The following is a 21407-nucleotide window of genomic DNA, read 5'->3' as shown; positions in this document are numbered from 1 at the left end:
AAATGTTATTCATTAATACACTTGGTATGGTTACACCAGCTATCGCAATATTTTTAGGTATTGTTGCCTTAATTATTTTTGGACCTAAGAAATTACCTGAATTCGGACGCTCTATGGGTGAGACGTTAAAAGAATTTAAAGATGCAACAAATGGCATTTTAGATGATAAAGACGACAAGAAAGATACAGATCAAAAGTAATGCTTAGAACGGCAAATGTTTGCCGTTCTTTATTTTAGGGGTGTATGCATGGATAAAAATAATTTAACCGTTGTCGAACATTTAGAAGAGTTACGTGCAAGGTTAATGATAGTAGGTTATTTTTTAATCGGTGGTTTGATTTTAGGATTTCTGGTCGGAAAACCAGTCATGAAGTATTTAACACATGACAATGTGCCAAAAGGAATTGTGTTAAATTTCCAAAAGGTGTCTGACCCATTAACTGTTTACTTATCAATAATTATGATTATCGCTGTGATTATCATTTCACCAGTGATTTTATATCAATTGTGGGCTTTTATCTCACCTGGGTTACATCCAAGAGAGCGCAAAGTAACATTAAGTTATATACCAATCAGTTTAGTATTGTTTTTAGCAGGTTGTTCATTTAGTTACTTTATAATATTCCCATATTTTATTGTGTTTTCATTACAACTTGCATCTGAGATGGGACTGAATGCAGTAATAGGTGTGAATGAGTATTTTAATGAACTTGTTAAAATAACAATCCCATTTGGTTTAGTATTTGAGTTACCAATACTATTACTGTTTTTAACACGACTGGGTATTGTAACACCGAAGTTTTTAAAGAAAAATAGAAAATACGCATACTTTATTTTGATGGTCATTGCCGCGGTAATCGCACCACCAGATACAATGACTTATATCATCTTTGTGTTGCCGATGATTTTCTTATATGAAGTAAGTATACAAATCAGTGCGATTGGCTACCGACAGTATTTAAAAGCCGAGCAGAAACTTATCGAAGAAGAAATTAATAACATGTAGAATCAATCAAGAGCATCCAAGGGGTGCTCTTTTTTTGTTGGGGTAGTGGCACGAACGCAGAGTGACTCGCTCGGAAAATGTAACGAACTGGAAAAAGCGGCGCGAACTCAGAGTATTTCGCGCCGAAAATGTGATTAACTGGATAAAGTGGCGCAAATCCATAGCGACTCGCGCTGAAATTGTAATGAACTGGAAAAAGCGGCGCGAATCCAGAGAAACTCGCGCTGAATTTGTAACAAAATGGAAAAAGCGGCGCGAACGTAGAGTGACTCGCGCCGAAAATGTAACGAACTGGAAAAGACAGCGCGAAATAGCCGGACATCCTCATACACACAGTACCCAACGCCTTATCAAATGATATACGTACCTCTTTTTGGACCAGGTCGATAGTGTGCTCTTATATATTTTTCAAATAGATGCGATCTGTTTTCAAAACCTGCGAATTGCTGTAGTGCTTTTACAGTTGCAGTATTTGTTAGGTATATATGTTTATAGTCTTTAACCAATAGCGCAAACAATTCATTTTTAGTAAATACATTTCCACAACATTTACAAATACCAAGGTTTCTCTCAAGTTGAATGGTATTGATTTGCTTACACTTTGGACAGCGTAATCCTTTTTGAATTTCAATACAATTTAAATCAGTAGCATGATCATATTTTGAAACATCACGATGATGTGCAATTAACCATTTGGCGATTGGTAATGAATCATATGTGACAAACTGTGATTGATTGTTCGCAATGAATCGTGGTAAATCTTTTAATGTAATACATGAGCCATCGTGTATTGCGTAGCCACTTTTCATATTCGTAAATACTGTAATGGCATCTATATCAGGTACATTTTTAAAATGCTGTTTTAAATATTTTCTTAAAAAAATTGTTGATCTATTCGCTTGTGTAAAAGGGTGTTCGTGGGGATTTCCGTTTAATAAAAAGGCTTGTTGAGTGACTTCGATATTTCCTGTGTAGTACTTTGCATCTACGATTAAAATTTGATGATTAAAAAATAGCAATGTATCAAACTGTCGTTCGACGCCATTGTTCAGAAGGCGAATATCACTAAGTTCAATACCACTAAATTGGATTGTATTCATGACTTCATCAAGCAGTTGTTCGCCGTAATATCCTCTCATTCGTAGTTCATGTTTATCAAATATCACTTGTGTACGATATTTCAAATGCTCTAATTGCAGGTCATATTGATTTAATTTCCTTGTCTTGAGTCGCATATATCCTCCAAGATGATTCGTGTTGTTATTTTCTTTATACCATATTTTCATTTCATGCTAAACTAATATATAAGGGGTTGATAAAGTGAGTAATATTAACGATATTGCAAAGTTAGCCGGCGTGGCAAAGAGTACGGTATCAAGGTATTTGAATGGTGGATCGGTGAGTGAAAAGACACGTTTAAAGATTGATGCTGTTGTAAAAGAAACAGGTTATCAACCCAATCAGTTTGCACAAAGTTTAAAAAGAAAGCGTACGAATATGATTGGTGTTGTAATACCAAGGTTAAATTCTTATGCGAGTAATGAAACTTTGATTGGTATTGAGTCCGTGATGCGAGAGATCAATTATCAAATACTAATTGCCAATACGAACTTGGATACTAAACGTGAAATCGAAGCTTTAAAGACATTTGAAACGAGTAAGATTGACGGCATTATTTTACTTGCAACAATCATTACACCTGAACTATTAGCTTGTATTAAAAAAATAAAAGTGCCTGTGATGATTGTCGGACAAAATCATCCGAATTTGTATACAGTCATTCAAAATGATTATGAAGCTGCAAAAATGTTAGGGGCATATTTTAAAACGCACCAAAAAGATAATTTAGCTTATATCGGTGTGTCTGAAACTGATGAGGCAGTAGGTGTCAATAGAAAACACGGCGTCATTGATGGTTATGAATATCCTTTAGATATTTATGAGACGACATTTAGTTTGAATGATGCATATCAACTTGGTCTTAAAGTTTTAAATGAGAAAGATTATAACGGTATTATTTGTGCAACAGATAATATTGCTTTAGGTATTCTAAAAGCAGCACATGAACTGAAGATTAATGTACCTAAGACATTATCGATTGCAGGTTTTGGTGGGTATGAAACAACTTCTATTGTCTCACCACAAGTGACAACGATGAAATACGATTATATTGCGACTGGTGAAGTTGCAGCACGTGCTTTATTAAAAAGAATTAATGATGAAGAAATTCCCCAAATACATGTGATGCCTTTTACACTAGAAGAGAAAGAAAGCGTTGACATCATTCGTGATGCAACCTAAAATGAAGGTAAAATAGAACCGGTTCCACAAAGTGGACGAATAACGATATAAGGAGAAAATTATGATTGAATGGGACAGAGCAGCACGCTATAAAAAGTTATCAGAAATAACTGAAGCGGAATTTGAAGCTTTACAATTGAAGACCGATCAGTCACCTTGGAGACAAGCATTTCATATTCAACCGATTTCAGGTTTACTTAATGATCCAAATGGTTTTTGTTATTACAATGGTGAATATCATTTATTTTATCAATGGTTTCCACTTGGACCTGTACATGGTTTAAAGCATTGGTATCATACAACGAGTAAAGACCTTGCAACGTTTAAAAATAAAGGACTTGCTGTAACACCTGATACAAAGTGGGATTCACATGGTGCTTATAGTGGTTCTGGTATTGTTGTAAATGGACAATTTTATATCGTATATACTGGTAATCATAGAACTGAAGCATGGAAACGTGTACCTTATCAAGTGATTGCACAAATTGAAAATGGTGAAGCCATCAACAAAACAAAGATTATTGATGGTCCACATGAGGGATATACAGATCATTATCGTGATCCAAAAGTTTGGTATGAAAATGGATTATATTACATGGTACTTGGTGCTCAGCGAACGAATGAAACAGGGACGATTGTTGTATATACTTCAATGGATTTTAAAGAATGGACTTTTAAAGGTGAATTAGAAACAACGTATGATGACTTTGGTTACATGTGGGAATGTCCTGATGTATTTTCATTAAATAACCAAGATGTTGTCCTATTCTGTCCTCAAGGTCTTGATCCTGTTGATGGCAAATATCAAAATATTTATCAATCAGGTTACTTGATTGGCCATATCGATAGAACAACTTTAGAGATGACACATGGTGAATTCCAAGAGTTAGATCATGGATTTGATTTTTACGCACCTCAAACGACGTTAGATAAAGATGGCAATCGTATTCTTATTGGTTGGATGGGCTTACCAGATACGGATTATCCAACAGATGAATATGGATGGGCGCATTGTTTAACGTTACCTCGTGTATTAACGATTGAAGATGGAAAGTTACGACAAAGGCCTGTTCCAAGCTTACAAAAATTGCGTCGAAATGAAGAAACAGCATTAGGCTATGCAACGCGTAGAAATGTGAAGTTACATCCATACGAAGGTAAAGCTTACGAATTGATTGTTGATATTTTAGAAAATGAAGCACCAGAATTTTATTTAGAATTAAAGGTATCTAAAAAAGAATCGACGCTAATGACTTATAATAAAGCAGAACGTCGATTAACATTAGAACGCTTTGATTCAGGACGTGTGTCACAAGAAGTGGTTGGAACTTCAAGAAGCATCGTATTGGAAAAAGATTTATCTCAACTACAAATCTTTGTAGATCATTCAAGTATTGAGATTTTTATTAATGATGGTGAAGCGGTAATGACGTCACGTATTTTTGCATCAGAACAAGCAACAGGTATTAGAACAAGCACAGCCAATGGACAAGTGTATTTAAAGTTTACAAAATATGATTTGATAGGTGAATAATATGGGTAAATTATACGCAATTGGAGAAGCATTGATTGATTTTATTCCGCATACTAAAGGTGTTAAGTTAAAGGAAGTTAAAGACTTTGAAGTGCAAGTTGGTGGTGCACCAGCGAATGTCAGTGCAACAGTGGCTAAATTAGGTGGACAAAGTGCATTGATTTCACAATTAGGTGAAGATAGTTTTGGTGATTTAATTGTAGACACATTATCTAATATTGGAGTAGATACATCACATATTTCTAGAATTAAACATGCGAATACTGCACTTGCTTTCGTTAGTTTAACAAGTGATGGAGAGCGTGACTTTTCATTTTATCGCAATCCATCTGCAGACATGTTACTGAGTGAAAAAGCGATTCAACTTGATATCCAGCGTGATGATATTTTGCATTTCTCATCAGTAGCACTGGTGCCATCACCGATGAAAGAAGCACATGAATATTGTATCGACCAGTTTACAAAAGCAGGCGCAACGATTGTATTTGATCCTAATTTAAGATTCCCACTATGGCCAAACCTAGATGCGCTAAAGGAAACGGTTCAAGCATTTTGTAAAAAAGCGCACATTTTAAAAATTTCTGACGAAGAATTAGAATTTATTACTGGTATTAAAGATGAAAAATTAGCGATTCAAAGTTTATTGAACGGTGTGACTGAGGCAGTTATATATACAAAAGGGAAACATGGTGCTGAAGTTCACTTTAAGGATGGTTTTGAATCATCTGAAGGATTCACTGTTCACGTTGAAGATACTACAGGTGCTGGAGATAGTTTTATCGGTGCAATCAATTATCAACTATTGCAACATGAAGATAAGTTAGCTGCATTAAGAACGCATGCGACAGCGATGTTAAGATTCGCTAATGCGGTTGGTGCCATTACAACTACGAAAAAAGGTGCGATTCAAAGTTTACCAAGTATAGATGATGTAAACGAAATATTAGAATTGTAAAATATTTGTAATAGGGATACCGGGAACTTTAGAAATCATTTATAATAAATGAAAATTCATCTAAGAGGTAGATTATGGATTCTTTATTATTGTCGATTTCAAAAAGGTATCAACAATTTTCTTCTGTAGATAGACGCATTGCGGATTTGATTATAGAACAACCTAAAGAAATTGTGCATATGCCAGTGAAGTTACTCGCTGTGAAAGCATGCGTGAGCGAATCAGCATTAGTGCGCTTTGCGAAACGTATTGGTTTATCTGGTATTAAACAGTTAAAAGTTGAAATTGCAAAAGAATTACACACGATAGATGTTGTCACAAGTGATGAACATACGGTAGGCCATATGATAGATGAAGCAACATATTACTTACAATTTGCGCAAAAGTTTATTCAACAAGAAACGATTAGTCATTGTGCGAAGAGAATTTCTAATGCCCGAAAAATACTGTTGTTTTCATCGGCACAATATCAATTAGGCATTCAATATTTAGATGAACGATTGAAGCAGTTAGGTTATACACCGATATATTGTAGTCAAGAATGCTCATTACCTCAGTATCTAAAATATATGAATGAAATGGATTTATTAATATTAGGTACTAATGATAAGTTGCAGATGACAACCAATGTACCGATGATTAATGTTACAAATCAAAAGGCATATAAAGGACGAGAAGTGATACGAATCATTCCACATGAACGATTACCTCAGTTTGATATATTAATCTTTATGCTTATTGTTGAAATGTTAATAAAGGAACTCAAAAAGGATTAAGTTGATTTCAACTTAATCCTTTTTTATTTATAGACTTATTATTTTTTAATAATCAAACGATTTTCAACTGGTGAAAATTCTTTAGGACCCGCTTGTGAGCCGATTGAACCGAATGGCATTTGTGCAACAAATTCCCAAGTTGAAGGAATATCAAATAATGCACGAATTTCTTCATCACAAACGCCGTTATAATGTTGTAAGCTTGCACCTAAATCTACTTCACTGAATGCTTGCCAAACTGCATATTGGTGCATAGCATTTGAATGATGTGCCCATTCTGGGAATTTTGCAGCATAGCTTGTGAATTGTTCTTGTAAACCTTCAGTTACTTTTGTATCGATGTAATAAAGCACTGTGCCGTATGCAGCTTTAAAGCTGTTTAACTTTTGTTCTGTGGCAGAAAAATCACGATCTGGACCCATTTTTTCTTTAAGTGCATGCATTAATGTATCCCAGAACTTTTTGTGTTCATTATTTAATAATAAAACCATACGAGTACTTTGAGAGTTAAATGCACTTGGTGTATGTTTAATCACATCAGTTAAAATATTTTCAATTTCACTGTCTGAAACAGTCGACTTTGGTTCTAAATGATAAATTGAACGACGCTTTGATAAATCTTGAGTAGCTTTCTGTTTATTAAATAATCCCATGAAAAACACTCCTTTTATTGTTTTACCATTACTTGAATGGCAATATTATTTGGATCTAATATAGTATCTGAATTCCCGTCTTTTAGTGTTTTTAATCCTAAAGATTCAATTTTACTTGTGAAGTAAGCTAAATCCTCTTCATTTGGGATATTGATTTCATACTTTCTTAAACCAGGTAATGAGATAGAAGCGGGCGCTGTTTGACCTTGCCAAGTGTTTAATCCTAAATGATGGTGATACCCACCAGCAGACATAAATGCCGCTTGATGACCGTAATAAGTCATAACATCCATACCGAACACGTCTTCATAAAATTTAACCGTATTTTCAATGTTTAAAACTTGTAAATGCATATGCCCTACAATTGTATCTTCAGGCATACCGTTGAATAGACGATTTTGGTTGGCATCCAATACACCTTGGTAATCCATTTCAACGGTACCCATAACGATATCTCCGTTATCACGCCATTGCCATTCTTTAGAAGGTAAATCACGGTAGATTTCAATACCGTTACCTTCAGGGTCTGCTAAATAAATAGCTTCTGAAACATCATGGTCACTAGCACCGTGAAGTGGATATTGTGTTTTAATTAAATGAAAGAAGATATTGCCTAAGTCTTCACGACTAGGTACTAAAAATGCCATATGGAATAACCCAGCTGTTTGTGTTCTCTTCTCATTTGTTTGATATAAATAAACTAACTTTCTTTCGCCAACACCTAATGCAACATAGGTATCTGTTTGTTCGATAATATTCATTCCTAAAATTTCATTATAAAAACGTACGCTATTCTCTAAAAAATTAACATTTAAATGCACAGCACCGATATGTGTATCCGTTGAAAAAAATTTTTGTTCCATATTGATCTCCTTTAATATACTTTTTATACTTGATATAATTATTATATTTTAAATTAATCTATTTGTAAACTAAAACATATTGCAATAATAAATATTATATTAAGACTGTGTAACATTCGCCATTCTGAATAGAATTATTTCACTTTCTCTATTATAATTGAATTAATTGTAATTTGGAGGAGAGCGTATGAAAAAAAAGAACTTCCATTCAATATTGATTTCAACAGGTATCGCAGTGATCGTATCACCGATGTTACATATAGATGCAACTTATGCAAAGACAAACAACACAATTGAAATTGTAACGACTGAAACACCGAAAGTGGATCAATCGAATGAAACTAAAAGTACAGAAACTTCTGTTGAACCAAAGACACAAGAAGCGAAAACTACAGAAGTAACTACAGAAAAGCCATCAAAAGAACAACCAACCATTCAGTCACCTAAAACTGAAGAAGTAAAAACAACGGAACAACCTACAGAAGAAACAACATCAGAAATTGTTACCGATGAAGTGCCGTCAACCAATGAACCAACGCCTTCGACAGAACCGGCTAAACCATCTACACCAAGTGCACCAGTAGATACACCACAGCCAACACAACCTCAAGAACCAACAACGAGTGAACCTTCAGTGCAAGAACCAACGACCAATGTTCCTGATTTAGATTTGCCGCAAATTGATGCAATCAAACCTGGAAAGTTTAAACCTTTAAATGGGGAAGATTATTATCGTGATTTGGATGAACAAGTTGGTTTATTTGTAACGAAAAAGATTAACGGTGAAAAAACAATTAAAGACGAAGTGAATGAAGATACAGATAAATCTTCATCTAAAGAAAAAACTTCGAAAAAAGAAAAATCAAAAAAAGAAAAAGAGCCTAAATCATTACCAGATACAGGTGAATCAATGCCACTAGTATTAATGAGTATGAGTTTAATGGCTGTTGGATTTTTATTAATAACAAGAAAAAGAAGCGCGTAATTGCGCTTCTTTTTTTAGAATGAACTTGTATCGATATTTTCGATATATTGATCTAAAAATGTCATGATTGTTGATAAAGTACCTGATTCAAATGGTGATACTAAGTTACCTTCTTTAACTAATGCATTAAATGGTAATGAGCCACCAATTTTACATAAGTGTAAGTAGTCTTTCCAAGCGCTATCAAAGTCCTCTGTTGAACGTTTAAAGAATTGGAAGGCACATACTTGCGCTAAAGTGTAATCGATATAATAGAATGGTGAAGCAAATATATGACCTTGTTTATGCCAGAAGCTACCATCAACTAATGGTGCAATGCCATCGTAATCTCTATTCGGTAAATATTTAGCCTCAAGCTTTTTCCACTCAGCTCTTCTTTCCTCTTTCGTTAATGTTGGATTCTCATAAACAATGTGTTGGAATTCATCAACAGCAACACCATATGGTAAGAATTGAATCGCATCACCGATATGTTTATAAATGAATTTCTCTGGATTCTCAAAGAATAATTTCATCCAAGGATACGTAAAGAATTCCATACTCATTGAATGGATTTCACAAGATTCATGTGTTGGCCATAAATAGTCAGGTACTTCTAAATGTTGAGATGAATATACTTGGAAAGCATGACCAGCTTCATGAGTTAACACGGTAATATCCCCATCTGTACCATTAAAGTTAGAGAAGATGAATGGTGAGTTGTAATTGTTGATGAACGTACAATAACCACCAGCTTCTTTACCTTTTTTCGCTTCAACATCAAACAATTCTCTTTCCATCATAAAGTCATAAAATTCAGCTGTTTCTTTAGAAAGCTCGTGATACATTTTACGACCATTTTCTAAAATCATCTTCGCATCATCTTTAGGCATTGCATTACCGTTATTGAATTTAAAGTCTTCATCATAAAACTTCAATGTATCAACACCGATGCGTTTTGCTTGAGCTTGATAAAGTTTTGTTGCTAAAGGTACGACGTGTGTAGCGATTTGTTCGCGATAATTTTTAACCATTGCTTGATCATAGTCAACGCGACGCATTCTCACATAACCTAATTCGATAAAGTTCTTAAAACCAAGTGTCGTTGCAATTTGATGGCGTACTTTCACTAATCGATCGTAAATATCATCGAAGTCTTCTAAATGTTTACCACGGAAATCTTGAGTAGCAATTAATGCAGCTTTTCTAACTTCACGATCAGGATTTTGCATATATGCTGCAAGTTGCGCTAAGTTTAATGTTTTACCATCAAATTCAATTTCAGCACTCGCTACTAATTTACTGTATTCTGAAACAATTTTATTTTCTTCATTAATCAAATCTTTCACTGAATCATCGTATTGTTTAACATAAAGTTCAGCTAGTGCAAATAATTGTTCGCCATATTTTTCGATTAATTCAGATTTGAATTGAGATTTAGTGATGGCATTATAATAAGCAGATTCTAACCATACAATTTCTGCACCATTTTCATCAAAGAAGTCACGTTCTTTTGAATAAAATTCATCAGTCGTGTCGATAGAGGCACGCACATATACAAGTGCAGACTCTGAATCAACGGCTTTACGGATTTCATTCATTTGATCAATTAACTGAATTTGAGTTTCAACATCTTGAGCATCTTCAAATTGTTGAATTAATGCTTTGAATTCAGTTTTTACTTTTTCTAAATCTGGTCGAGTATACTTGTAATCTTGAAATTTCATCTAAATTCTCCTTATATTTTGAAAATTAAAACTATTAATACTATTGTACGCGATGATACCAATAAAAGGAATACTTTTTAAAAACAAATGTTGTATAATAAAAGTGTTAAAAGGAGGATGGATCATGACAGAAATTAAAGAAGCACTCGCATTAAAGGTTGCAGAATTAGTAAGAGCAACGCATGAAGCAAAGATTCCGGTAATGGTACTATTCGAAGGGATACCTGCAAGTGGGAAGTCAAGATTATCAAATGAATTATTGTTAACACTTGATGCAAAATATACGCAATTTTATGCAACAAAAACACCAACTGCAGATGATTTACGCATGCCATTTTTATATCCATATTGGAAGAACATGCCGAAAAAAGGGGATGTAACGATATTCTTTAGAAGCTGGTATGCATCAAAATTAGATTATGAAGTACACGGATTAAAAAAGGAAATTTATAAAGATTATGATGTATTAAATCACGAAATTAAAGGTTTTGAGTCAATGCTTCAAGACGATGGCTATGAAATCATTAAATTCTATTTAACAGTTAATGAAGAGAAACGATTAGAGCATATCGCTCAAACAAAAGAAAATCCATTAACAAGATGGAAAGCGCAAGAATACGAAACAGCCATTCCGACAAAAAGCTATGAAAAAGGCATGAAGCCATTAATGAAACTGACTGAAGACTTATCACCATGGGTACATATTGATTACACTGAACGTGGTAAAGCAGTGAATGAAATGTATGAAGTCATTATTGAACGTTTAGAGAAAGCATTAAAGGCACAACAAAAGAAAAAAGATACAAAAGTCGTAGATGGCAAATTCTCAGATAAATTCGAAACCGATATGTTTGAAGATACAGAAGATGAACTAAAGAAAAAAGATTACAAAAAACTATTGCCAGAATTACAACATCGTATGCGTGAAATTCAGTATGCATTGTATGACAGAAAAATACCATTAATATTAGTTTATGAAGGTATGGATGCAGCAGGTAAAGGTGGAAACATTAAACGTATCCGTGAAAGTTTAGACCCAACAGGATATGAAGTCAATGCCATTTCAGCACCTACAGAAACAGAACTTGCATATCATTACTTATGGCGATTTGCTACAGATATGCCAAGAACAGGTCATATAGAAATCTTTGACCGCAGTTGGTATGGCCGTGTGTTAGTAGAACGTGTAGAAGGCTTTGCAAGTACAGAAGAATGGTCACGTGCTTACAAAGAAATCAATCAATTTGAAAAAGCACTTCAAATTGAAGGTGCAATCATCATTAAATTCTTCTTAGTATTAGACAAAGAAGAACAACTCGTCCGCTTTGAAGAACGTCAAAATACACCAGAAAAACAATGGAAAATCACTGATGAAGATTGGCGTAACCGTGAAAAATGGGATTTATATTTAGAAGCTAGTAAAGATATGATCGATAAAACATCAACAGATGAAGCACCGTGGGTTATCGTACCAGCAAACAATAAAAAAGCAGCACGTATCAAAGCATTGAAAACAATCATCGAAGCATGTGAAGAAAGACTTTGGGGCGTAAAACGTTATTAAGAATAGCTAGAAAAAACCGGACAAAGTCCGGTTTTTGTTTGTTTGTGATATATGTAATGTTTTATGAGTGTCGAGTGAGCGAAGTTACTTAATAGTCGCTCACTCACTATCAAATATGATTGATTTATGTGTCGAGTGAGCGAAGACACTTAATAAACGTTCACTCACTATCAAATATCGTTGATATTTATATGTCGAGTGAGCGAAGACACTTAATAGTCGCTCACTCACTATCAAATATATGATTGATTTATATGTCGAGTGAGCGAAGTTACTGAATAAACGCTCACTCACCATCAATAAATAAATAAATATCTCCATAAACAAACAATATCACCGTAGATTCACTAGAAGTAATCTACGGTGATATTGTTATTGTATGATATGTAAAATGATTTGTGCAGTTTGCTTTGCTTGTTGTTGTAAGTGCTCTAATTTATCAGCAAAGACTAATTGTACTAAAACAACCGTCGTATTCATCATCGCATGTGCGAACATTGGCACGATGATGCGCTTTGTTGCGACATATAAGCCACTAAATACAAAGGCCATTCCTAAATAAATTAATGTATGATCAAAGTCACCATGTGCTGCTGCGAAGATCAATCCACTGATTAAACCACTAATAATAAATGCAATTACACGGTTAAATTTCAAGAACTCAAATAACTCACCAAATATGACTTTCCTAAAGACATATTCTTCTAGAATCGGACCAAATACCGAAATTAATATGATAAACATTGGCATCTTTTTAGCGACTTGCATTAAATTCTTTGTATTTTGGCTTTCGATTGGTTGATTTAAAATATATACATTTATCATACCCATAATCATTTGTGCGAAGAATGCTAAAAACACACCTGCGAACATCCAAATTAATGTTTCTGTCCACTTTGCTTTTTTAGAACGTTCTAATCGTGTTTCATTCTTAACGCGTGTATGCAAAAAGACGATTAAAATTGTAGCTACTATAAATGTCGGTGGTAACCAACTGAGTGCGATTTGATTAATCTCATTATAAGATAGACCTTTAGATTTATAATACAACCCAGGAATGAGTGTAATAAATTGTGCACCTAAGTAAATTAAAAGGGTCAAAATATTAACAGATAAGCGATTCAACTTCATAATTAACTCCATTCATTAATAATACTACTATTGTACATTAGATTTGATGAAATGATAAATTTTTTAGTAGAAACAAAATCATTTGCATTTTTGACCTTCTTTGATTATTATAAAAAGTAGATTAGCACTTTATAAGTTAGAGTGCTAACACATTACATCAACATCCAATGTAGGATGTACTACAAGGAGGAAATACTGTGTTAAAACCATTAGGAAATCGTATTGTCATTGAGAAAACTGAAAAAGAGCAAACTACTAAAAGTGGTATTATCTTAACAGATTCTGCTAAAGAAAAATCAAATGAAGGTACAGTAGCAGCAGTAGGACCAGGTCGTTTATTAGAAAATGGCACACGTGCAGCAATGGAAGTTTCAGTAGGCGATCATGTCGTATATTCACCATATGGTGGCACAGAAGTTAAAGTTGGCGATGCAACTTATTTAGTATTAACTGAAGAAGACGTATTAGCAATCGTGCAATAATACTAAGTTAATTATACATAATCAATTGATGAAAAATAATATAGAACATAACGGAGGATAAATCATGGCAAAAGAACTTAAATTCTCAGAAGATGCAAGACGTTCAATGCTTGCAGGTGTAGATAAATTAGCAAATGCAGTGAAAGTTACATTAGGACCTAAAGGACGTAATGTCGTTTTAGATAAAAAATTCGTTGCACCATTAATTACAAATGACGGTGTTACAATCGCGAAAGAAATCGAATTAGAAGATCCGTACGAAAATATGGGTGCAAAATTAGTTGCAGAAGTTGCAAACAAAACAAATGAAATTGCTGGTGACGGTACGACAACTGCGACTGTATTAGCACAAGCAATGATTCAAGAAGGACTTAAAAACGTAACAAGTGGTGCAAACCCTGTTGGTATTCGCCAAGGGATTGATAAAGCCGTTGCTGTTGCATTAGATGCTTTAAAATCAATTTCAAAAGAAGTAAGTAGCAAAGAAGAAATTGCACAAGTTGGTGCGATTTCAGCTGCAGATGAAGAAATTGGGCGTTTCATTTCAGAAGCGATGGAAAAAGTAGGTAACGACGGTGTTATTACAATCGAAGAATCAAAAGGATTCAAAACAGAATTAGAAGTTGTTGAAGGTATGCAATTTGACCGTGGATATGCATCACCATACATGGTAACAGATTCAGATAAAATGATTGCAAACTTAGAAAATCCATACATCTTAATCACAGATAAAAAGATTTCATCATTCCAAGATATCTTACCTGTATTAGAGCAAGTTGTACAAACATCACGTCCAATCTTAATCGTAGCAGAAGACGTGGATGGCGATGCATTAACAAACATCGTATTAAACCGTTTACGCGGCACATTTACAGCAGTAGCAGTAAAAGCACCAGGATTTGGTGACCGTCGTAAAGCAATGTTAGAAGACTTAGCTATCTTAACAGGTGGACAAGTCATTACAGATGACCTTGGCTTAGAATTAAAAGAAACAACAATCGATATGTTAGGTACAGCTGCGAAAGTACACGTTACTAAAGACGATACAACAGTAGTTGAAGGACGTGGCGACGCACACAATATCGATGCACGTGTTTCACAAATTAAAGCACAAATCGAAGAAACAACATCAGACTTTGATCGTGAAAAATTACAAGAGCGCTTAGCGAAATTAGCTGGCGGCGTTGCAGTCATCAAAGTCGGAGCAGCAACTGAAACAGAATTAAAAGAACGTAAATTACGAATTGAAGATGCATTGAACTCAACACGAGCAGCTGTTGAAGAAGGTATCGTTGCAGGTGGTGGTACTGCTTTAGTATCAATTTATAACGAAGTAGCAGCAATCGAAGCATCAGGTGATGTACAAACAGGTGTGAACATCGTATTGAAAGCATTAGAAGCACCAATCCGTCAAATCGCTGAAAATGCAGGATTAGAAGGATCAATCATTGTAGAAAAAATTAAACACGCTGAAACAGGCGTTGGTTACAATGCAGCAACAGATGAATGGGTGAACATGCTTGAAGCGGGTATCGTAGACCCTACAAAAGTAACACGTTCAGCATTACAAAACGCAGCATCAGTAGCAGCATTATTCTTAACAACAGAAGCGGTAGTTGCAGACATTCCAGAACCACAACCAGCAATGCCAGATATGAGCATGGGCGGCATGCCAGGAATGATGTAAAGGTACTTTGGCAGCTAAAAAATAAGAAGTATTGTGCTTTTTAATATATTTTTAATGCAATAACCACTTTTCAATTAATTTTGAAAGGTGGTTTTTTAATGTTGTTATAGTTTGCAATTTTAGATTTTATTGATGATAAATACATCGAATTTGTTAAATAAAAATAATCATTGAAAATGGAACTAAAATAACAATAATGTTAATAACCATAGAAACAATTGATAAAGTTTTCTTTTCAGTAATACTCATTCCATATGCACTTAAACATAACAATATTATTGCTAAAAGTAATGGAACCCCAAATGGCACTGCGAAAAACGAATCATTGGTTCCATGGTCGATAAAACCAGTACTTACAGAATAAATTAAATTCAATATAGATAATACCAGAGCAATTAACTGAAACCTGTTGGTATTTACCATGTCTACACACCTCCTTATATGCAAGTTACTTGCATTGTAACAATACTTGTATTGTATTTAAATACTTATACTGTAATTTTAAGGTAACATTAAGGTTTAGTTCTGGTTATACAGAACAGTAGTGTGGCATTAGATGTAACAAAACATATTTGTGGAACTTTAAACCCAAAAACCACTTTTCTAAATTTTTATTTTGAAAAGTGGTTTTTTATGTTTTCTTAAATGTTCTAAACAAAACACTTTGAAACATTATTAAAGTTTTTCATTCAATTATATAATTGAATAATACTTATTGTTAATGTATACTTTATTCAATTAATTAATTGAATAAGGGGTATTTTTATGTCTAATAATGATATGTGTAGTGTAGTATGCAATAATTTAGAACAAGTCAATCGAGTGAAACGACATTTGGATCAATTACCGATGAAAGAAGTTACGTTGTTTCTAAAAGCCATCGCTGATGAAAATCGTTCGAAGATTGTCAGTGCATTATGTACTGAAGAAGAACTATGTGTATGTGATATAGCCTGTATCCTAGATATTTCAATTGCCAATGCATCAAGTCATTTGCGTAAGCTTCATAAACAAGGGGTTGTTAAAACAAGGAAGGACGGTAAATTGGTCCATTACAGTCTTGATGATCGACACGTTAAATTAATTATGGAAACGACAATAGAACATATGGAGGAAAAATTATGAGTAAGAATAATGAGAGAAAAACTTATCGTATACAGAACCTTTCCTGTTCTAACTGTGCAAAAACATATGAAGCTAATTTGAAAGCATTACCTAATGTGATAGATGCAGAAGTTAATCATGCAGCTGCAAAGATATATATCACTGGTGAAGCAACGATTGCTGAGATGGAGAAAGCAGGAGCTTTCGATAATATAAAAGTTAGAGACGCGAGTGAACGTAAGGTTGAAAAAGAAAGTTTTTGGAAGAAGAAAGAAAATTATTCTGTTTATGTGGCAGCAGTCATCGTAGTTATCAGCTTGATACTTTCCTTTACTTTAGGAGAAAAACATATTCTGCCGACAATTGGTTATTTAATAGCAATCATCATTGGAGGATATTCTTTATTCATTACAGGATTTAAAAACCTGATACGATTGAAGTTTGATATGAATACTTTGATGACCATTGCAGTCATCGGTGCTGTTTTAATTGGAGAATGGCAGGAGGGTGCAACTGTAGTCATTTTGTTTGCTATAAGTGAAGCGCTGGAACGTTATTCCATGGATAAAGCGAGACAATCTATCAATCTTCTTATGGATGTCGCACCTTCAGAGGCATTAATCCGAAGAAATGATACTGAACAGACAATGAATGTCGCAGATATTTGTGTCGGGGATATTATGATTGTCAAACCAGGTAAAAAAGTTGCCATGGATGGTATCGTCATTAAAGGTAATTCTACAATCAATCAGGCTGCTATTACTGGGGAAAGTGTCCCGGTAGTCAAAGAGATAAATGATGAAGTTTTTGCAGGTAGCCTAAATGAAGAAGGATTACTGGAAGTTAAAGTCACAAAACTTGTTGAAGATACGACAATCTCAAAAATTATTCATCTCGTTGAAGAAGCACAAGCTGAACGTGCACCTTCTCAAGCATTCGTTGATAAGTTTGCAGAATATTATACACCAGCCATAGTAATAATTGCTGTATTAGTCATGCTGATACCACCGTTATTGCTAAACGGTTCATGGCATGAGTGGTTGTACCAAGGCCTTGCAGTGCTCATCATTGGATGTCCATGTGCACTCGTTATTTCTACACCTGTTGCAATAGTAACAGCAATTGGGAATGCAGCACGTCAAGGTGTTTTAATTAAAGGTGGGATACATCTAGAAGAAGCAAGTCATATTGATACGATTGCTTTTGATAAGACTGGCACATTGACTGAGGGGATTCCTGCAGTAACTGATATCTACCCTAGTGATAATGAATCACTTATCAAAGCAGCTGCACTTGAAAATGGTTCACAACATCCACTAGCTGCAGCAATCTTGCGAAAAGCAGAAACAGAACAGTTACATTATCAATCTGTGACAGTCGAAAATTTTCAGTCGATTACAGGAAAAGGTGTTAAAGGTGACATTGATGGTAGAACATATTATATAGGTAGCCCGACATTATTTGAGAATCTAGGGTTCGATGTTGATGAGAGGATTGAAACGTTACAAGCAGATGGTAAGACAGTGATGTTATTCGGCAGTGATAAAATTGAATTGATTATTGCTGTAGCAGACGCACTACGACCTGATGTGATAGACGTCCTCAAAGAGTTGAATCAGATGCAGATACAAACGATTATGTTGACAGGTGATAATGAAAGAACAGGTCAGGCAATTGGAAGACGTGCTGGACTGACATCTGTACAGGCGAACTTGATGCCTGAAGATAAACTTAATATCATACGTGAAATAAAAAAACAACATAAAGTTGCGATGATAGGTGATGGTGTAAATGATGCACCTGCGCTTGCAGCAGCTGATATTGGTTTTGCAATGGGTGGCTCGGGGACAGATACAGCATTAGAAACTGCAGATATCGCCTTGATGTCAGACGACTTAAAGAAACTCCCTTATACGATTAGACTAAGTAAAAAAACATTAACAGTTATTAAACAGAATATTATCTTCTCTCTGCTTATCAAACTGATTGCCTTACTACTTGTCATTCCTGGATGGTTGACACTTTGGATTGCCCTCTTCTCAGATATTGGAGCTACTTTGATAGTCACACTCAATAGTATGCGTCTTATCAAGACCAATAATAAATAATATGAATTGAAACCGAACAATATCTAACAATGTCGTTCGGTTTCAATTCTATCGATCATTAATTCAACAACACTTTAAAAAAATCTAAATATGCTTGTGGCATGAAGTCAAAGCCAGTTCTACAGAAAACATTAACCAATCATAATGAATAATAATAGCGATATATATACATTCGAATACACCCATTAAATTAACGATTTGTATAGATACCTATCATAATAGTGCTACTTTTCCTCATTTTGAAATATTACCCTTTTTACCGTATTCCTTATTAAATTGTATAAGATTATAATTTGTATGTATGAATATATAGACAAGGAGATATGGGATGAGTTTTAAGAGAATAATTACTTCAATCATTACGCTGATTCTTCTTGCCATGCTCGGCATCATGGCATTGCCTTATATGAAAGGTGAAAAGCACATATTCAATAAAGAATCACATGAAGTGAACAAAGTAAAAGCGACAACAAAAGAGAAAATTTTATCAGCAGCAAGTCAATTAGAAAAAGATTTAAAAAAACAAGATTTGTATGCATATGATTCGAAGTATGTGGTGCAAGATGAAAAATATAAATCATTATATCCAGATATGCTGCAAGCTTTGATTAAGAACAACACAAATAAAGATATTAGAGACGTGCAATTTGGATTTGTTGCATGGGATAAAAATGGTTTGCCAATAAAATTAAAAGGTAACATAGATTTAGGAAAAAGCTACATACGTGGTGTGAATGGAGATGCAGTAAATTTAACTGCGAAAGGTACATTCGGTGAAGCACATGGCTTTGAAATCGATAAAGATTTAGAAGTCGATACATTTAAACCAATCGTTGTGAGTTATACAGATTTCAAAGGCAACAAATGGCACAATCCAAAGTTTGATGAATTTTTTAAAGTATACGAAGGTAAACGACTAAAAGACATTAAAGATAGTGATAAATACATCTATTACAAAAATAAAAAATCAAAAACACCTGAAAAAGTTACTTTGAAAAATGATGCGAAATTACCAGAGAACTTAAATCAAAAGAAATTTGACGAAATCAGTAAGAACATTCAAAAGAAAAGTGAAGCATCGCCAGAAGAATTAGAAGCTTATATCGCATATTTAAAGTTAATGGGATTACTAGCGTATTTAGATGCATATGAAGCAATGTATGGATTAGATGATATTTACAACTACTACGACATCGAAGAAACAAATCCAGATGACTACAACTTCGATGATTATGACTTCTCATCAGAATACGATGATTCAAGTGAATATTCAGATGAAAGTTATGACGATACATATGATACAGAAGAAACACCTGATGAATACAGTGATGAAGAAAACTACGAAGATACCACTGAATCATCTACTGATGAGTACACAGATGAAACGTACACAGAAGATACTGAAGAAGCACCAGTTGATGATACATACAGTGAAGATACTACAGAATTATACGATTCAAGTGAATATGTAGAAGAATAAACGTACTTAATGCACCCGTTATGGGTGCTTTTTTTCATAAAAAATTAACAAAGTGTGTAAATTCTACTATTGTAAAAGAAAAAAAGTCCTATATACTTAAATCGTAAGTATTTCGATTTAGAAAAGAGGAAAATAAAATGACAAGTAAAATTTCAAAGATTGTATTATCAACAGGACTCGTATTTAGCGCAGTAACACCAATCGCAACAATACAAACACATGCAGAAGAAACACAAATGGCAAAAGTGTTTGTAAATAATGAAGATGCAGAAAGCATTGCAAACGTAAAAGTAAGCTTACTATTAAACGGAAAAACAGTAGCAACAAGTAAAACAGATGCGCAAGGAATGGCAGCATTCTCAGAAAAATTAAAATCAAAAACGGATTATGAAATTCAAGTAGAAGGCATCAAAATGACAAATGCTAACATACGCATTGGAAGAGAAGTACGCGTATCAGTCGACTCAAACCAATTAAAAGAACAAATGAAAAAAGGGATTACATTTAAAGCATATGTGATCAACGATAAATATGAATATGTTAAAAATCAAAAAGTAACAATTAAAGCTATTTCAGGTAAAAGACAAACACTAAAAACAGTGAAAACAAACAGCAAAGGATTAGCACAATTCACTAAATTACCAGAACAACGTAGCATGACTGTATACTTAAACGGAGAAAAAACAGGATATAACTTACGAGGCATCGAAGGAAGCCAATTTGCTTATACATTCTATGTGAATAAAAAAGGAAAAGGCAAATACGATGTAAAAACAAAAGGTGCAAAAGTAACTGTTATAGATGAAAATGATAATCCATTAAACAAACAAAAAGTTGAAATATATCGTGGAAAAACAAAAGTAAGAACAGGATACACAAGTAAAGACGGCCATGTTTCATTCTACAAATACATTACAGTAGGAACAATGTATAACATCAAAGTAAACGGCAAAATGATACCAAATAAATTCACAAAATCAGGTGCAAATGAATTTGTATATGTAGCAAGTAAGTAGTAGCGAAATTCAAATCGATTTGGTAAAATAAGGGTGAAGTAGCAAGAGATATATT

20 protein-coding genes are annotated in these 21407 nt (G+C 34.1%); 14 read left to right on the top strand and 6 right to left on the bottom strand.

Features of this window, described 5'->3' with window-relative positions:
- Positions 1 to 2 precede the first annotated feature (2 nt).
- On the top strand, positions 3 to 200 hold the full coding sequence (gene tatA / locus ER639_RS08715) for a twin-arginine translocase TatA/TatE family subunit (protein ID WP_129065402.1): 198 nt from the start codon (positions 3 to 5) through the stop codon (positions 198 to 200).
- A 48-nt stretch (positions 201 to 248) separates the two neighbouring features.
- The gene (gene tatC, locus ER639_RS08710) at positions 249 to 1007 is read left to right on the top strand and encodes a twin-arginine translocase subunit TatC (protein ID WP_129065401.1); all 759 of its coding nucleotides are present in this window, start codon (positions 249 to 251) and stop codon (positions 1005 to 1007) included.
- Positions 1008 to 1357: 350 nt separating this feature from the next.
- Here the strand turns inward: tatC and ER639_RS08705 are convergent, their stop codons facing one another.
- Entirely contained in the window at positions 1358 to 2242 is an 885-nt protein-coding gene (locus ER639_RS08705; protein WP_164993409.1) for a nuclease-related domain-containing protein, read from the bottom strand.
- Positions 2243 to 2327: 85 nt separating this feature from the next.
- Here ER639_RS08705 and ER639_RS08700 point away from each other — a divergent pair, with 85 nt between their 5' ends.
- The 4 genes from ER639_RS08700 (at position 2328) to ER639_RS08685 (ending at position 6573) form a co-directional block, all read left to right on the top strand.
- A complete protein-coding gene (locus ER639_RS08700) occupies positions 2328 to 3308 on the top strand; it encodes a LacI family DNA-binding transcriptional regulator (RefSeq protein WP_129065399.1) in 981 nt (326 codons plus the stop codon).
- Positions 3309 to 3372: 64 nt separating this feature from the next.
- Positions 3373 to 4842, top strand: coding sequence for a sucrose-6-phosphate hydrolase (locus ER639_RS08695; protein ID WP_205757707.1), 1470 nt, complete (start codon positions 3373 to 3375; stop codon positions 4840 to 4842).
- A 1-nt stretch (position 4843) separates the two neighbouring features.
- A complete protein-coding gene (locus tag ER639_RS08690) occupies positions 4844 to 5797 on the top strand; it encodes a carbohydrate kinase family protein (RefSeq protein ID WP_129065397.1) in 954 nt (317 codons plus the stop codon).
- A 74-nt stretch (positions 5798 to 5871) separates the two neighbouring features.
- Positions 5872 to 6573 carry a MurR/RpiR family transcriptional regulator gene (locus ER639_RS08685; protein ID WP_129065396.1) on the top strand — a complete coding sequence of 234 codons (702 nt, stop codon included), beginning with the start codon at positions 5872 to 5874 and terminating at the stop codon, positions 6571 to 6573.
- Positions 6574 to 6611: 38 nt separating this feature from the next.
- On the opposite strand, the gene ER639_RS08680 is transcribed toward ER639_RS08685, so the two are convergent.
- Together ER639_RS08680 and ER639_RS08675 are read right to left on the bottom strand one after the other, a co-directional pair.
- A complete protein-coding gene (locus ER639_RS08680) occupies positions 6612 to 7226 on the bottom strand; it encodes a nitroreductase family protein (protein ID WP_129065395.1) in 615 nt (204 codons plus the stop codon).
- Between the two features lie 14 nt (positions 7227 to 7240).
- Positions 7241 to 8089, bottom strand: coding sequence for a VOC family protein (locus ER639_RS08675; RefSeq protein ID WP_129065394.1), 849 nt, complete (start codon positions 8087 to 8089; stop codon positions 7241 to 7243).
- A 187-nt stretch (positions 8090 to 8276) separates the two neighbouring features.
- Here ER639_RS08675 and ER639_RS08670 point away from each other — a divergent pair, with 187 nt between their 5' ends.
- A complete protein-coding gene (locus tag ER639_RS08670) occupies positions 8277 to 9074 on the top strand; it encodes an LPXTG cell wall anchor domain-containing protein (protein WP_129065393.1) in 798 nt (265 codons plus the stop codon).
- A 14-nt stretch (positions 9075 to 9088) separates the two neighbouring features.
- On the opposite strand, the gene ER639_RS08665 is transcribed toward ER639_RS08670, so the two are convergent.
- On the bottom strand, positions 9089 to 10780 hold the full coding sequence (locus tag ER639_RS08665; RefSeq protein WP_129065392.1) for a M3 family oligoendopeptidase: 1692 nt from the start codon (positions 10778 to 10780) through the stop codon (positions 9089 to 9091).
- 124 nt (positions 10781 to 10904) lie between these two features.
- Between ER639_RS08665 and ER639_RS08660 the strand changes: the two genes are divergently transcribed.
- Entirely contained in the window at positions 10905 to 12344 is a 1440-nt protein-coding gene (locus ER639_RS08660; protein WP_129065391.1) for a phosphate--AMP phosphotransferase, read from the top strand.
- 372 nt (positions 12345 to 12716) lie between these two features.
- Here the strand turns inward: ER639_RS08660 and mroQ are convergent, their stop codons facing one another.
- Positions 12717 to 13475 (bottom strand): intramembrane glutamic endopeptidase MroQ, encoded by a 759-nt coding sequence (mroQ, locus tag ER639_RS08655; protein ID WP_164993408.1) that lies wholly within the window; start codon positions 13473 to 13475, stop codon positions 12717 to 12719.
- 197 nt (positions 13476 to 13672) lie between these two features.
- Between mroQ and groES the strand changes: the two genes are divergently transcribed.
- Entirely contained in the window at positions 13673 to 13957 is a 285-nt protein-coding gene (gene groES / locus ER639_RS08650) for a co-chaperone GroES (protein ID WP_129065389.1), read from the top strand.
- A 64-nt stretch (positions 13958 to 14021) separates the two neighbouring features.
- Positions 14022 to 15644 (top strand): chaperonin GroEL, encoded by a 1623-nt coding sequence (gene groL, locus ER639_RS08645; protein ID WP_129065388.1) that lies wholly within the window; start codon positions 14022 to 14024, stop codon positions 15642 to 15644.
- Positions 15645 to 15797: 153 nt separating this feature from the next.
- Here the strand turns inward: groL and ER639_RS08640 are convergent, their stop codons facing one another.
- The gene (locus ER639_RS08640; protein WP_129065387.1) at positions 15798 to 16067 is read right to left on the bottom strand and encodes a hypothetical protein; all 270 of its coding nucleotides are present in this window, start codon (positions 16065 to 16067) and stop codon (positions 15798 to 15800) included.
- Between the two features lie 342 nt (positions 16068 to 16409).
- On the opposite strand from ER639_RS08640, the gene ER639_RS08635 reads away from it, so the two are divergent.
- The 4 genes from ER639_RS08635 (at position 16410) to ER639_RS08620 (ending at position 21352) form a co-directional block, all read left to right on the top strand.
- Positions 16410 to 16769, top strand: coding sequence for an ArsR/SmtB family transcription factor (locus tag ER639_RS08635; protein WP_129065386.1), 360 nt, complete (start codon positions 16410 to 16412; stop codon positions 16767 to 16769).
- A complete protein-coding gene (locus ER639_RS08630; RefSeq protein WP_129065385.1) occupies positions 16766 to 18856 on the top strand; it encodes a heavy metal translocating P-type ATPase in 2091 nt (696 codons plus the stop codon). Before ER639_RS08635 ends, ER639_RS08630 begins: the two co-directional genes overlap by 4 nt.
- A 328-nt stretch (positions 18857 to 19184) precedes the next feature.
- Positions 19185 to 20336: a DUF5780 domain-containing protein gene (locus ER639_RS08625; protein WP_129065384.1), complete on the top strand. Its 1152-nt coding sequence runs from the start codon at positions 19185 to 19187 to the stop codon at positions 20334 to 20336.
- A gap of 137 nt (positions 20337 to 20473) precedes the next feature.
- Positions 20474 to 21352, top strand: a complete 879-nt coding sequence (locus ER639_RS08620) for a hypothetical protein (RefSeq protein WP_129065383.1) — start codon at positions 20474 to 20476, stop codon at positions 21350 to 21352.
- Positions 21353 to 21407 lie beyond the last annotated feature (55 nt).

This window comes from Macrococcus sp. DPC7161, assembly GCF_004117835.1.
GTDB lineage: Bacteria > Bacillota > Bacilli > Staphylococcales > Staphylococcaceae > SDSC01.
The sequence above is the reverse complement of the archived record's forward strand: the minus strand, read 5'-3'. Positions and strand labels throughout refer to the sequence as shown.

Excerpts from the sequence above, each read along its gene's own strand:
- mroQ (WP_164993408.1), bottom strand. The coding sequence starts at position 13,475 with ATGAAGTTGAATCGCTTATCTGTTAATATTTTGACCCTTTTAATTTAC.
- tatA (WP_129065402.1), top strand. The coding sequence starts at position 3 with ATGTTATTCATTAATACACTTGGTATGGTTACACCAGCTATCGCAATA.
- ER639_RS08660 (WP_129065391.1), top strand. The coding sequence starts at position 10,905 with ATGACAGAAATTAAAGAAGCACTCGCATTAAAGGTTGCAGAATTAGTA.
- ER639_RS08625 (WP_129065384.1), top strand. The coding sequence starts at position 19,185 with ATGAGTTTTAAGAGAATAATTACTTCAATCATTACGCTGATTCTTCTT.
- ER639_RS08620 (WP_129065383.1), top strand. The coding sequence starts at position 20,474 with ATGACAAGTAAAATTTCAAAGATTGTATTATCAACAGGACTCGTATTT.
- ER639_RS08670 (WP_129065393.1), top strand. The coding sequence starts at position 8,277 with ATGAAAAAAAAGAACTTCCATTCAATATTGATTTCAACAGGTATCGCA.
- ER639_RS08675 (WP_129065394.1), bottom strand. The coding sequence starts at position 8,089 with ATGGAACAAAAATTTTTTTCAACGGATACACATATCGGTGCTGTGCAT.
- ER639_RS08630 (WP_129065385.1), top strand. The coding sequence starts at position 16,766 with ATGAGTAAGAATAATGAGAGAAAAACTTATCGTATACAGAACCTTTCC.
- ER639_RS08680 (WP_129065395.1), bottom strand. The coding sequence starts at position 7,226 with ATGGGATTATTTAATAAACAGAAAGCTACTCAAGATTTATCAAAGCGT.
- ER639_RS08705 (WP_164993409.1), bottom strand. The coding sequence starts at position 2,242 with ATGCGACTCAAGACAAGGAAATTAAATCAATATGACCTGCAATTAGAG.
- ER639_RS08665 (WP_129065392.1), bottom strand. The coding sequence starts at position 10,780 with ATGAAATTTCAAGATTACAAGTATACTCGACCAGATTTAGAAAAAGTA.
- ER639_RS08690 (WP_129065397.1), top strand. The coding sequence starts at position 4,844 with ATGGGTAAATTATACGCAATTGGAGAAGCATTGATTGATTTTATTCCG.
- ER639_RS08685 (WP_129065396.1), top strand. The coding sequence starts at position 5,872 with ATGGATTCTTTATTATTGTCGATTTCAAAAAGGTATCAACAATTTTCT.
- ER639_RS08640 (WP_129065387.1), bottom strand. The coding sequence starts at position 16,067 with ATGGTAAATACCAACAGGTTTCAGTTAATTGCTCTGGTATTATCTATA.
- tatC (WP_129065401.1), top strand. The coding sequence starts at position 249 with ATGGATAAAAATAATTTAACCGTTGTCGAACATTTAGAAGAGTTACGT.
- ER639_RS08635 (WP_129065386.1), top strand. The coding sequence starts at position 16,410 with ATGTCTAATAATGATATGTGTAGTGTAGTATGCAATAATTTAGAACAA.
- groL (WP_129065388.1), top strand. The coding sequence starts at position 14,022 with ATGGCAAAAGAACTTAAATTCTCAGAAGATGCAAGACGTTCAATGCTT.